Below are 12038 nucleotides of genomic sequence, written 5' to 3'. Positions count from 1 at the left end.
GGAGACGCGGCCATGGCTACTGTAACTGCTCTCACCAAAGGCGGACTGCCCTGGATCCCACAGTTTATCGAAAGCCTGGATATCAGCCGCTGCCTCGGCTGTAGCCGTTGCCTCAAAGTCTGTGGCCGTGGTGTGTTTGCCCTCAGAGCCCTCAACGAAGACGGCGAGTTTGTCGACAACGAAGAGGAAGGAGAAAGTGAGCGCAAAGTGATGACCATCCTCAATGCCGCCCTCTGCATCGGCTGTCAGGCTTGCGCCCGCATTTGCCCAAAGCAGTGCCATTCCCACGCTCCGCAAGCCGTTTAACGTTGCCCAACCCCTACCTTGTATCGATTCGGAGCCTGTATGAACCCCGTGATCTACCTGGACAACAACGCCACCACCGCCGTGGATCCCCTGGTTCTGGAGGCGATGCTGCCCTATTTGCAGACCTTCTACGGCAACCCCTCCTCGATGCACAGTTTTGGCGGCCAGGTGGGGCGTTCCCTCAACCAAGCCCGCGAACAGGTGGCAGCCCTTCTGGGAGCCGACCCGACGGAGATTGTCTTCACCAGTGGCGGCACCGAAGGCAACACCACGGCCATTTATGCAGCCTTGGCAGCCCAACCCCAGAAGCGCCACATCATCACCACGCAGGTAGAGCACGCCTCGGTGCTCAACGTCTGCAAGCACCTGGAAAAACAAGGCTACCGCGTCACCTACCTCTCGGTGGATGAGCAAGGCTGCCTGGACTTGCTGGAGTTGGAAGCAGCCCTGACCGGCGATACTGCCCTGGTGAGCTGCATGGCCGCCAACAACGAGACGGGCGTGCTTTTCCCCATCGAGGCGGTGGGATCCCTGGCTCGCAGCTATGGGGCTGTTGTCCATGTGGACGCAGTACAGGCGGTGGGCAAGATCCCTCTCGATCTGCAGCGCCTGCCGGTGGATCTCCTCACCCTTTCCGGGCACAAGCTGCATGCCCCCAAGGGGATCGGCGCTCTCTATGTGCGGCGGGGCTTGCGCTTCCGTCCGTTGCTGCTGGGAGGGCATCAGGAGCGAGGCCGCCGCGCCGGGACGGAAAATGTGCCGGGCATCATCGCCCTGGGCAAAGCGGCTGAGCTGGCCCAAGCCCACCTGGGGGATCCCCATGAGCGGCTGCTGCGGGATCGCCTGGAGCAGGGCTTGCTGCAGCGGATCCCGGATATCCAGGTTAACGGCCACCCCACCCGGCGGCTGCCCAACACCACCAACCTGGGCTTCAAGTTCGTGGAAGGGGAAGCGATCCTCTTCTGGCTGAACAAATACGGCATCTGCGCCTCCTCCGGCTCCGCCTGCACTTCCGGATCCCTGGAACCCTCCCATGTGCTGCGGGCCATGCGCCTGCCCTACACCGTTTTGCACGGCTCGATCCGCTTCAGCCTCTCCCGCTTTACCCAGCCGGCAGAGGTGGAGCGGGTGCTGGAGGTTTTGCCGGGGATCATCGAGCATTTGCGGGCCATCTCCCCCTTCAGCCACGAGGCGGAAGACTGGCTGCAACAGCAGGAGCGGGAACTGGCTCACCGCTGACCCCCCTCAAACTCATCTTCCCTCGACCGTTAGCATCCTCAACTCAGGATCCAGCCATGTGGGACTACAGCGAAAAAGTTTTGGAACTCTTCTACCACCCCAAAAACCAAGGGCCAATGGATCCCAGCTCCGAGCCTGGTGTTCGGGTGGTGGTGGGAGAAGTGGGCAGCATCACCTGTGGCGATGCCCTGCGGCTCTACTTAAAGGTGGACGAGGCCAGCGAGCGCATCTTGGCTGCCAGCTTCCAAACCTTCGGCTGCACCAGCGCCATCGCCTCTTCCTCGGCTCTGACGGAGCTGATCACCGGCCTCACTCTGGATGAAGCCCTGCGGATCGACAACCGCCAAATCGCTGACTACCTAGGCGGCCTGCCCCCCGCCAAGATGCACTGCTCGGTGATGGGGCAAGAGGCTCTGGAGGCAGCCATCTACAGCTATCGCGGCCTTCCTCTGCCTGACCACACGGATGATGACAGCGCTTTGGTCTGCTCCTGCTTTGGCGTCAGCGAGCAAAAGATCCGCCGCTTGATCCGGGAAAACCACCTCACCTCCGCTGAGGAAGTAACAGCCTACAGCAAAGCGGGTGGTGGCTGTGGTTCCTGCCTGGCCCAGATTGAAGACCTGATCGCCGCTGTTCTGGCAGAGACTGACGCAACCCCTTCAGAAGATTCAAGAAATTCAAAAGGGAACTCCCAAAACCAGACAGAGCCCTCTCCCGCTGCTCCCTCTCCCCTCACCACCTTGCAAAAGATCGCCCGCATTCAGGCCGTCCTGGAGGAGGAAGTTCGCCCGCTGCTGTTGGCCGATGGCGGCGATGTGGAGCTGTACGACCTGGAAGGGGATCAGGTGTGGGTACGCCTCAAGGGATCCTGCACCACCTGCCCCAGCCAGCAAAACACCCTGCGGTTGCTCATCGAAACCCGCCTGCAAGAACAGGTGTGGCCCACTTTAACCGTGCATGCCCTCTAGTTCCCCATTCTCGATAAGCCTGAGAGCCCTATGATCTGCCCCACTGTTACTCCCCGTCGCTTCCCCCATCTCCTGCCTCGATTCGGGAGAGCCCCACCGTTCAACCGGTTTGCTTTTGGATTCCAAGGGATCCAAGGCTGCCTTCCCGCGAGCTGAAATCCTTTGCAGTAAGGATCCCGTCTCGCTAATGCGACCAGTTGCGCCCATTGGCAGGAGATTTCTAACCCTTAAGTCGCCCCCAAGTCTTTCCTCAAGTCTTCATTAGGAGAACTGAACCATGAGACAAATTGCATTCTACGGCAAAGGCGGTATCGGCAAATCCACCACCTGTCAGAATACCGTTGCCGGTATGGCCGAATTGGGGCAGCGGATCATGATCGTCGGCTGCGACCCGAAGGCCGATTCCACCCGCCTCATGTTGCACTGCAAAGCCCAGACCACCGTCCTTCACCTGGCGGCGGAGCGGGGATCCGTAGAAGACGTGGAGCTGGAAGAAGTGGTTCTCACCGGCTACCGAGGGGTGCGCTGCGTGGAATCCGGTGGCCCCGAGCCTGGCGTTGGCTGTGCCGGACGAGGCATCATCACCGCCATCAATTTCTTGGAAGAAAACGGAGCCTACGAGGATCTGGACTTTGTCTGCTACGACGTGCTGGGGGACGTGGTCTGCGGCGGTTTTGCCATGCCCATTCGGGAGGGCAAGGCCCAAGAGATCTACATTGTTTGCTCCGGCGAAATGATGGCCATGTATGCGGCCAACAACATCGCCCGCGGCGTGCTGAAATACGCCTACTCTGGCGGCGTGCGCTTGGGTGGCTTGATCTGCAACAGCCGCAAAGTGGATCGCGAGATCGAGCTGATCGAGGCTCTGGCCGAAAAGCTCAACACCAAAATGCTGCATTTCATCCCCCGCGACAATGTGGTTCAGCACGCAGAATTGCGCCGCATGACGGTGATCGAGTACTCCCCCGACTGCAACCAAGCTGACGAGTATCGGGCCTTGGCCAAAAAGATCATCAACAACACGGATCTGAGGATCCCCACCCCCATCTCTATGGATGAGCTGGAGCAGTTGTTGATAGAGTTCGGCGTTTTGGACGACGACCAGAAAATCGCCCACCTCATCGGCAAAACCGAAAAAGAGTTGGCCCCTGTCTGATCCCCGAAAAGACGGGCTGGGGGTAGCTGGTTTCCTCCCTCAGCCCCCCCTCGCACTGTGGCTTTTATCCATGACACCCAATAGCTGAGGTTCTCATGACTACTCTGAAAAGTATCCTCAAAGAGGAAACCCGGAAAATCGTAACGGAGGTTCTGGAAACCTACCCCGAAAAAGCTCAGAAAAAGAGAGCTAAGCACCTCAACGTCTATGACGAGGGCAAAGCAGATTGCGGAGTAAAATCTAACATTAAATCCATCCCCGGCGTCATGACCACTCGCGGCTGTGCCTATGCCGGTTCCAAGGGGGTGGTGTGGGGGCCGGTCAAAGACATGATCCACCTCAGCCACGGCCCCGTGGGCTGCGGCTACTACTCCTGGTCGGGACGGCGCAATTACTACGTGGGAATCACCGGGGTGAACACCTTCGTTACCATGCAGTTCACCTCCGATTTCCAGGAGCGGGATGTGGTGTTTGGGGGGGACAAAAAACTGGCCAAACTCTTGGTAGAAGCCAGCGAACTCTTCCCCTTGGCCAAAGGCATTACCATCCAGTCCGAATGCCCCGTCGGCTTGATCGGGGATGACATCGAGGCAGTGGCCAAGAGAGTTTCCAAAGAAATTGGCAAGCCGGTGGTACCGGTGCGCTGCGAAGGCTTTCGGGGGGTCTCCCAGTCCCTGGGCCACCACATCGCCAACGATACGGTGCGGGACTGGGTTTTGCCCATTGCTGACAAGAAAGCGAAGGAGGGATCCCTCAACTTTGAGCCCGGCCCCTACGATGTGGCCCTGATTGGGGACTACAACATCGGCGGCGACGCTTGGTCTTCCCGGATTTTGCTGGAGGAGATGGGCCTGCGGGTAGTGACCCAGTTTTCCGGCGATGGCACCTGGAACGAGATGCTGCTTGCCCCTCGGGTGAAGCTGAATCTCATCCACTGCTACCGCTCCATGAACTACATCTGCCGCCACATGGAGGAAGCCTACGGGATCCCCTGGCTGGAGTTCAACTTCTTTGGCCCCACCCAAATTGCCAAGTCGCTGCGGGCCATCGCCCAGCGGTTCGACGAGACCATTCAGGCCAAGGCGGAGCAGGTGATCGCCAAGTACCAGCCCCAGAGCGAGGCTGTCATTGCCAAGTATCGTCCCCGCCTGGAGGGCAAACGGGTGATGCTGATGGTGGGCGGACTGCGACCCCGCCACGTCATCCCGGCCTTCCGGGAGCTGGGCATGGAGGTGATTGCCACCGGCTACGAATTCGGCCACGGCGACGACTACAAGCGCACCACCCAGTACATCGACGACGGCACCCTCATCTACGATGACGTGTCCGGCTACGAGTTTGAAGAATTTGCCAAGAGGTTGAAGCCAGATCTCATCGCCTCCGGCATCAAGGAGAAGTACGTCTTTCAAAAGATGGCTTTGCCCTTCCGCCAGATGCACTCTTGGGACTACTCCGGCCCCTACCACGGCTACGACGGCTTTGCCGTGTTCGCTCGCGATATGGATTTGGCTTTGAATAGCCCCACCTGGGATCTGGTCAAAGCCCCCTGGAAGTCTTAGCTTGCAGCCGGGATCCCAGACGCCAACGGCCCTTCCTTCCCCTGCCCCTCATTAGGAGACCGACCATGCCGCAAGATATCCAAGACATCAAAGATCATGCCCGCCTGTTTCAAGATCCGGAGTATCAGGCGCTTCTGCAGTGCAAGCAAACCTTTGAAGATCTCCCTTCCCCGGAAGAAGTGGCCCGGGTGGCCGAATGGACAAAATCTTGGGAATACCGGGAGAAAAACTTTCAGCGGGAAGCTTTGACGATAAACCCTGCCAAGGCTTGCCAGCCCTTAGGGGCCATCTTCGCCGCTGTCGGCTTTGAGGGAACTCTGCCCTTTGTCCATGGATCCCAGGGGTGCGTGGCCTATTTTCGCACCCATCTCACCCGCCACTTTAAGGAGCCCTTTTCGGCGGTCTCCACCTCGATGACGGAAGATGCGGCGGTGTTTGGCGGCCTCAAAAACCTAATCGAGGGACTGGAAAATGCCTACGCCCTCTACAAGCCCAAGATGATCGCCGTGTGCACCACCTGCATGGCGGAGGTGATCGGGGATGACCTGGGGGCCTTCATCACCACGGCCAGAAATGAGGGAGTGATTTCCCGCGACTTCCCGGTGCCCTATGCCCACACGCCAAGCTTTGTGGGATCCCACATCACCGGCTACGACAACATGCTCAAGAGCATTCTCAGCACCCTCACCGAGCCGGTGGGCCGCACGGGTAGCAATGGCTACATCAACGTCATCCCTGGCTTCGATACCTACGTGGGCAACTTGCGGGAGATCAAGCGCATCTTCGGCTTATTTGGGATCCCGCTGACTTTGCTGGCGGACAACTCCGACTATTTGGATTCGCCCAACGACGGCACTTTCCACATGTATCCCGGCGGAACCCCTCTGGAGGTGGCCGCCCAATGCCTCAACGCCGAGGCTACTTTTTCCTTCCAGCGCTACACCACGCCCAAGACCCTGGAGTTTCTAGCAGAGGCCTCGGGTCGGCCCACCCTGACGGCGCGGCCAGTGGGTATTCGGGGCACGGATGAGTTTTTGATGCAGCTATCCCAGTTAACGGGCAAGCCCATTCCCGCCGAGCTGGAGATCGAACGGGGCCGGGCGGTGGATGCTTTCACGGACTCCCAAGCGTGGATCCACGGCAAGCGGGTAGCCCTGTATGGGGATCCGGATCTGGTGATGGGCTTGCTCAGCCTGTTGCTGGAGCTGGGAGCGGAGCCGATCCATGTGGTGGTGACCAACAGCAACGAGGAGTTCGAAGCCGAGGCGCGGGCACTGCTGGCCTCTAGCCCCTATGGACAGGGGGCAACCGTCTGGGGGGGCAAGGATCTCTGGCATCTGCGCTCTCTGATGTTCACCGAGCCGGTGGATCTGCTGATCGGCAATTCCTACGGCAAATACCTGTGGCGGGATACGGGCACGCCTTTGGTGCGCATCGGCTACCCCATCTTCGACCGCCACCATCTGCATCGCTATCCCACCTATGGCTATGTGGGGGCGCTCAACCTCCTTAACTGGATTGTCAACACCATTCTGGATGAGGCCGATCGGCGCAGCATCATCCCCGGCAAAACCGACATCTCCTTCGACTTAATTCGTTGATGGCCAGAGCAGCGGGATCCCAGAGGCCGGACTTTGTCGGACTTTGTCAAGGATCCCCTGCTCCAAAGACTCCACCCCGCTAAGAGGAACAGCCAAGCCTTACAGGAATCTGATGAATTCTGCGGCAACTTGGTTGAGCTTTCTACCCTGGACATGATTGCCCTGACGCAACCGGGGTCCCGCTAGCGGTGCGGAGCACCATCGACGGTTACCGATTGCCTAGGCGGGCCGTAGGTCTTGGAGGATGGATCCCATGAATTCCTCTATCACCATCAACGACACCACCCTACGCGATGGGGAGCAAGCGGCAGGGGTAGCCTTCCAAATCCCCGAGAAAATCTCCATTGCCGCCCTCTTGGATGCCATTGGCGTGCCCGAGATCGAGGTGGGGATCCCGGCCATGGGCGCCGTGGAAACGGAAGCCATTCGCGCCATGCTCAGCCTGGGGCTGCGGGCTCAGCTGCTGGGCTGGAACCGGGCTGTGCCCAGCGATATCCTCGCCTCTATTCGTTGCGGCCTCAAGCGGATCCACATCTCCGTGCCGGTCTCGGATCGGCAAATGGCCGCTAAGTTCCAAGGGGATCGCCCTCGGCTGCTGCGACAGTTGCGCCAATGCGTGGAGATGGCCTTGGAGCAGGGGCTGTGGGTCTCGGTGGGGGCAGAAGATGCCAGCCGCACCTCCCTGGAGCAGGTGATCGAGCTGGCCCAAATGGCCCAAAGCTGGGGCTGTCGGCGCTTCCGCTACTGCGATACGGTGGGCGTTTTGGATCCTTTTAGCACCTACAAGCAGATTCGCCGTCTGGTGCAGGCCATCGATATCCCTGTGGAGATGCACACCCACGACGACCTGGGCATGGCCACTGCCAATGCCTTGGCCGGAATCCGCGCTGGCGCTCAGTCGGTGAACACCACCGTCAACGGCTTGGGGGAACGGGCCGGCAATGCCCCCTTGGAAGAGGTGGTGATGGCTTTGCGCTACACCTTGGGGATCGATGTTGGGGTGGATACCCGCCGTTTGCGGGAGCTGTCTCAACAGGTGGCACGGGCCAGCGGTGCTCCCCTACCTCCCTGGAAGGCCATCGTCGGTGACAACGCCTTTGCCCACGAGTCGGGCATTCATGCGGCGGGAGTGCTGCGGGATCCCCAGACCTATGAGCCTTTCCCACCAGAAGCCGTGGGCGGCCAGCGGCGGCTGGTGTTGGGCAAACACTCCGGCAGGCATTTGCTGCTGCAAATCCTCAAGGAACAGGGGATCCCTGTCGAGCAGATCCCACCTGGCCAACTGGAAAAGCTCCTGGAACAGGTGCGGCAGCACGTCACCCACTGCAAGCATCCGATCCCGCCCGCGGAGCTGGCCCGTTATTGCCGCGCAACGCTGACGCAATGGGCGCAACACACTCCAGAACCCATCCCAGAGGAGAGCCATCCCGATGTTGTCTAACCGCTTGTCCGGAAAGGAAACTTCCAAATCTCAGGCCATTTTGGCAGCCGTGTCTCGACGGGCGCGCCAAGTAGGCCGCAGCCTAACCCGCCAAGAGCTTTGTCAGGTGTTGGCAGAAATCACAGGAGGTACCCCATGAGCGACGAACTGGAGCTGGATCGCCCTCCCCAATTTGAGCTGGGCGACAAAGTCCGCATCCGTAAGGTCATCCGCAACGATGGCACCTTCTTCGGCCAGCCGGTGGGGAAAATCTTGGCCGTTCCGGGCGACGAAGGTTACGTGATTTCCATTGGCACCTTTCTACAACGGTTTTACGTCTATGCCGTCCACTGCTTGGCCAAAGGCTTGGTGGTGGGGTGCCGCGCCCAAGAGCTGGAACTTGTGGAGAAAGGGCTATGAAAGTCATCCTGCACGAAAGTGCCTACGGGCATTTGATGGTCTACGTTCCCAAAAAAGATCTGGAAGAATCGGTTGTGGCCACCCGTTCAGAGGCCGGGGAAACCATTTTCACCTTGAGCAACGGTTGGGAATTGTCCATCCCGGAGCTGCCGGAGCCTTTGTCTCTGCCCAAGACGGTAGAGGCCAAACGCCTCTAGCCAACGGTTGGCTGAACAATTCAAGCAATTCTATTCCTATCGGCTCATCCTCGAAAGGGCTGAGAGAATGGGTTGAACTCAGCTGTGACATACTCCCATCGCTGACCCTACAGGTACAGCGTGGGCTTCGCGCTTCATCGGGGAGCCTTCGCAAGAACCCTCCACGCGCAGACACGGAATGCCCTACCGCGTAGTTGTACCAGATTCCGGCAACGCCGTTTTGTACAACTACTCCCATCATACACCATGTGGGGGTATCTGTATCCCGACACTGATGCTACGGTTACAGTGCGGGGCTTAGCTACCCCACGCCCCCACAAGCTAACAAGCTCCAAATACCCATGAAAAGGGTTGGATCCCCCATTACTTTGTATAGACAACCAGCCTATGGAGGGAGATGGCTTTTTATCCTCCTGGGGCTCCTGGTTCTTCTTTGCCTGGGAACCGTCTATTCCTGGAGCATTTTCCGCAAGCCTCTGGAAACAGAGCTGGGGATCGGGGCCAGTGAGAGCCTGCTGCCCTACACGGTTGCCCTCGTGTTCTACGCTACCCTCATGCCCATCACAGGGTTTGTCATCCCCCGCTGGGGATCCCGCCGAGTACTGGCTCTGGGGGGCAGCAATCCCCTACTTCATACCCTCCACTGCAGGGCTGGGTGAACCAACTTAAAGACTTGCCCCCCCAAGGCAAGCAGTTTGGTAGAGTAGTACGGCTATTGCCGACAGATTGGGATCGTGGCGGAATGGTAGACGCTACGGACTTAAAATCCGTTGTTCCTCAAGAACGTGAGGGTTCGAGTCCCTCCGATCCCATCATCCCTTGATCCCTGTCTGTTCCAGCACATTCAGCAAGTCCGGGATCCGAACCCAGGCATCTTCTCGATCCAAATCGGGGCTGGAAAGAAGAGCCACCAAAGCCGGATCGCAAACAGGCGCCACCAAGGGGAAATACCTTAACCCTGCCACCTGAGCAATACTCCAAAAATAGGGAAGCACTGCATTGCTGGGCAAGATCTCGATGACGGTGGTGCCGGGTTGACAAAAGGCGAGGTTGGTTAGGCCCGCCCCGTGGATCCCGATCACCGCCTCTGCCCCTTGCATTAGGGCTATTTGCTCTTGAAGAGAAAGGGTTTCCATTTGCACCGGTGCAAATCCCCAAGGGTGCAAACAGGCTAGCACCTCCGCTTCGTTGATCACCCGCCGCCAGCGGGCAGACCGACGGCTGATGTAAATTCGCCGCGGCTGCAGGGGGTCGATGGAGAAACTCGGCTGGGCCAGTTGCCGCAGCACCTCCAATCCCCTAGGCGTCAAGCACCCCACCGGAGCGCCTGCTGAGGGCACGATCAGGTTCTGGGCTTGCAGATGGGATCCCCCCAACTGCTCAAAGCTGAGGATGCGCTCGGCTGGGATCCCCAAAGCAGCCAAGCTCTGCACCTGAAAGGGCTTTCTTTGATACCCGTGGATCAAGATGGGGATGTCCTTTTCCAGGGCGCCCGACCGCTGCAGGATATCGAGGGCCGGCAGAATATCCACCATCCAGTGAAAGTAATTAACTGCCCCCAAGGGCAAAAGGGCAACGGGGCCATCCAGTGGGATCGGTGGGGGGAGATGGGGCAAGCCCAGCAGGGGGTGGTGTCGCAGGTGATCTGGCCTGTAGTCCCAGTCGAGGAACTCCGGCGGCGGCAAGCTCAGGGATAGATCGGCGAGCAATTCTCCCCGGCGGGTGAGCACCCCGCTGGCAAAGCTGGCGTAGAGGTGGCGGGGATAGTGGCCCACGTGGACGGATCCTCGGGGGATCTGGGCGACAAAGGTCTCTGCCAAGGGGATGCGCTGCGGGCGCAACTTTTGCAAAATGTCGGGATCAGCGGCAGGGGGCGCTTTTAGACAGAGAACCCCCCCTGGATCTAGCAGTTGGTAGTCCCCTTCGCCCGTGGCCTGATGCCACTGTCGGGTGGTGAGGTAGCCTTGGGTTGGCACCGGCCAGAAGTCAGTTGTAGGGGGAGTGCTCTGGGAAAAGGAGTCTGCTGGAGGGGCAACGCCTTCTGGAGCCCAACGCTGCCGCCAAGCCGAGTACAGCAGGCAATCGGGGCCCTCCCCTCTGCATGCCTGCTCCAGTCCAGACCGCAGAGGGCTTTCTCTGCCACTGCCCTCACACCACGCCTGCACCCAATTCCGTTCCGCTGCCACCGCTCGGCAAACCTTCTCCCAAGCCGCCTCAGGGTGAGCCAACCGCACTTCCGCTTCCGCCCAGTAGCTGTAGAGCTGCGCTGTCCCGGTGCCCCGCGCCTCAGCCGCCTGGAAACACCCCACAGCCTGAACTGGATCCTGCAGATCCAGCCACGCCAGGCCCATCTGTACCCAGGGATCCCCCCACTCAGGGCGCAGCCGCGCAGCCTCCTGCAGAGGGGAAATCGCCTCTCGCAAACGGCCCAGCTTCATCAGGGCCAAGCCCCAGCGCCAAAAACTCTCTGCCGCCGTCGGATCCTGCTGGCAAGCCCGCTCAAACCACTCCGCTGCCGCAGCCCACAGCCGGCTCCGCTCTTGGGTCAGGCCAATGCGGTGAGCAGCCAAAGCCTGGCCAGAAGACAGCTCCAGCTGTCCATCCCCCAACTCCAGAAGCTGCCGATACAGAGCTGCTGCCTGCGGCCAATAGCCCTTCTCCCACAGGCTTTCCGCCAAAGCCTGCAAGCTCCTCAGCAGGTGGTAGACGGCCTCGGATTCGGCCACCCCCCCCGCTTGCAGCATCGCCAAGCCCTCTTGCCACACCAGCTGCGCCTCCAGTTCCCGACCCAGCAGGAGATAGGCGGCTCCCAGCTCCCAATACAGCTCTGGAGAGGGGGATCCCTGCTCGAGCTGTTGCTGTAAAACCTGGGTAACGCGTTCGTAATGTCCCTGCTCCCAATCCTCAAGGAGAAAAGCGGAAGACAACAGATGGGAGGGTAGAGCTGGGTTGAGAGCCATGTCTTTGTGGATGAGAAACAGTGTTACAAACTGCAACAACCTCCCCACTCTGGGCCCGTGCCCCTAGTATTCTAGGCTTGGCTTCCCCCTCATGGATCGGGCATCGATCCTTCTCAGCTCAGAGAGGGATGCTCCTCCAGTCGTGGGTCAGCCTCTTCACCCCCTTCGATGGCACTGTCCTCGGCCTTTGTCGGCAGTTTTTTCGATCAAAA

General features: G+C 59.7%; 11 protein-coding genes, 1 tRNA gene and 1 pseudogene. 12 read left to right on the top strand and 1 reads right to left on the bottom strand.

All coding sequences use genetic code 11. The features are described from left to right. Positions 1-12 precede the first annotated feature (12 nt). The 12 genes and pseudogenes from fdxB to ACVW0C_RS04380 all read left to right on the top strand — a co-directional run bounded on the left by fdxB (position 13) and on the right by ACVW0C_RS04380 (position 9678). Complete coding sequence (gene fdxB / locus ACVW0C_RS04435; RefSeq protein WP_099813103.1) at positions 13-306, top strand: ferredoxin III, nif-specific; 294 nt, start codon at positions 13-15, stop codon at positions 304-306. A 39-nt stretch (positions 307-345) separates the two neighbouring features. Then, a complete protein-coding gene (nifS, locus tag ACVW0C_RS04430) occupies positions 346-1545 on the top strand; it encodes a cysteine desulfurase NifS (protein ID WP_457384460.1) in 1200 nt (399 codons plus the stop codon). Between the two features lie 56 nt (positions 1546-1601). After that, positions 1602-2513 (top strand): Fe-S cluster assembly protein NifU, encoded by a 912-nt coding sequence (nifU, locus tag ACVW0C_RS04425; RefSeq protein WP_414351570.1) that lies wholly within the window; start codon positions 1602-1604, stop codon positions 2511-2513. Positions 2514-2790: 277 nt separating this feature from the next. Beyond that, the gene (gene nifH / locus ACVW0C_RS04420) at positions 2791-3669 is read left to right on the top strand and encodes a nitrogenase iron protein (RefSeq protein WP_011430651.1); all 879 of its coding nucleotides are present in this window, start codon (positions 2791-2793) and stop codon (positions 3667-3669) included. 95 nt (positions 3670-3764) lie between these two features. Beyond that, on the top strand, positions 3765-5228 hold the full coding sequence (gene nifD / locus ACVW0C_RS04415) for a nitrogenase molybdenum-iron protein alpha chain (RefSeq protein ID WP_457384459.1): 1464 nt from the start codon (positions 3765-3767) through the stop codon (positions 5226-5228). 65 nt (positions 5229-5293) lie between these two features. Continuing rightward, a complete protein-coding gene (gene nifK, locus ACVW0C_RS04410) occupies positions 5294-6829 on the top strand; it encodes a nitrogenase molybdenum-iron protein subunit beta (protein WP_457384458.1) in 1536 nt (511 codons plus the stop codon). 253 nt (positions 6830-7082) lie between these two features. Beyond that, a complete protein-coding gene (nifV, locus tag ACVW0C_RS04405) occupies positions 7083-8270 on the top strand; it encodes a homocitrate synthase (RefSeq protein ID WP_457384457.1) in 1188 nt (395 codons plus the stop codon). Then, a complete protein-coding gene (locus tag ACVW0C_RS04400; protein ID WP_011432085.1) occupies positions 8260-8409 on the top strand; it encodes a hypothetical protein in 150 nt (49 codons plus the stop codon). Before nifV ends, ACVW0C_RS04400 begins: the two co-directional genes overlap by 11 nt. Then, positions 8406-8669 carry a nitrogen fixation protein NifZ gene (locus ACVW0C_RS04395; RefSeq protein ID WP_011430646.1) on the top strand — a complete coding sequence of 88 codons (264 nt, stop codon included), beginning with the start codon at positions 8406-8408 and terminating at the stop codon, positions 8667-8669. Before ACVW0C_RS04400 ends, ACVW0C_RS04395 begins: the two co-directional genes overlap by 4 nt. Beyond that, positions 8666-8866, top strand: coding sequence for a putative nitrogen fixation protein NifT (gene nifT, locus ACVW0C_RS04390; RefSeq protein ID WP_011430645.1), 201 nt, complete (start codon positions 8666-8668; stop codon positions 8864-8866). Before ACVW0C_RS04395 ends, nifT begins: the two co-directional genes overlap by 4 nt. Before the next feature lie 341 nt (positions 8867-9207). Next, a pseudogene (locus tag ACVW0C_RS04385) lies at positions 9208-9483 on the top strand (L-lactate MFS transporter); the annotation flags it as partial. A gap of 111 nt (positions 9484-9594) precedes the next feature. After that, positions 9595-9678 (top strand) — tRNA-Leu (locus tag ACVW0C_RS04380). On the opposite strand, the gene ACVW0C_RS04375 is transcribed toward ACVW0C_RS04380, so the two are convergent. Further along, entirely contained in the window at positions 9679-11862 is a 2184-nt protein-coding gene (locus ACVW0C_RS04375) for a glycosyltransferase 61 family protein (protein ID WP_457384456.1), read from the bottom strand. It abuts the tRNA gene before it with no gap. Positions 11863-12038 lie beyond the last annotated feature (176 nt).

The organism is Thermostichus sp. OS-CIW-26 (assembly GCF_054058395.1).
This window is presented reverse-complemented; position numbering and strand designations above follow the sequence as displayed.

Excerpts from the sequence above, each read along its gene's own strand:
- fdxB (WP_099813103.1), top strand. The coding sequence starts at position 13 with ATGGCTACTGTAACTGCTCTCACCAAAGGCGGACTGCCCTGGATCCCA.
- nifS (WP_457384460.1), top strand. The coding sequence starts at position 346 with ATGAACCCCGTGATCTACCTGGACAACAACGCCACCACCGCCGTGGAT.
- nifU (WP_414351570.1), top strand. The coding sequence starts at position 1,602 with ATGTGGGACTACAGCGAAAAAGTTTTGGAACTCTTCTACCACCCCAAA.
- nifH (WP_011430651.1), top strand. The coding sequence starts at position 2,791 with ATGAGACAAATTGCATTCTACGGCAAAGGCGGTATCGGCAAATCCACC.
- nifD (WP_457384459.1), top strand. The coding sequence starts at position 3,765 with ATGACTACTCTGAAAAGTATCCTCAAAGAGGAAACCCGGAAAATCGTA.
- nifK (WP_457384458.1), top strand. The coding sequence starts at position 5,294 with ATGCCGCAAGATATCCAAGACATCAAAGATCATGCCCGCCTGTTTCAA.
- nifV (WP_457384457.1), top strand. The coding sequence starts at position 7,083 with ATGAATTCCTCTATCACCATCAACGACACCACCCTACGCGATGGGGAG.
- ACVW0C_RS04400 (WP_011432085.1), top strand. The coding sequence starts at position 8,260 with ATGTTGTCTAACCGCTTGTCCGGAAAGGAAACTTCCAAATCTCAGGCC.
- ACVW0C_RS04395 (WP_011430646.1), top strand. The coding sequence starts at position 8,406 with ATGAGCGACGAACTGGAGCTGGATCGCCCTCCCCAATTTGAGCTGGGC.
- nifT (WP_011430645.1), top strand. The coding sequence starts at position 8,666 with ATGAAAGTCATCCTGCACGAAAGTGCCTACGGGCATTTGATGGTCTAC.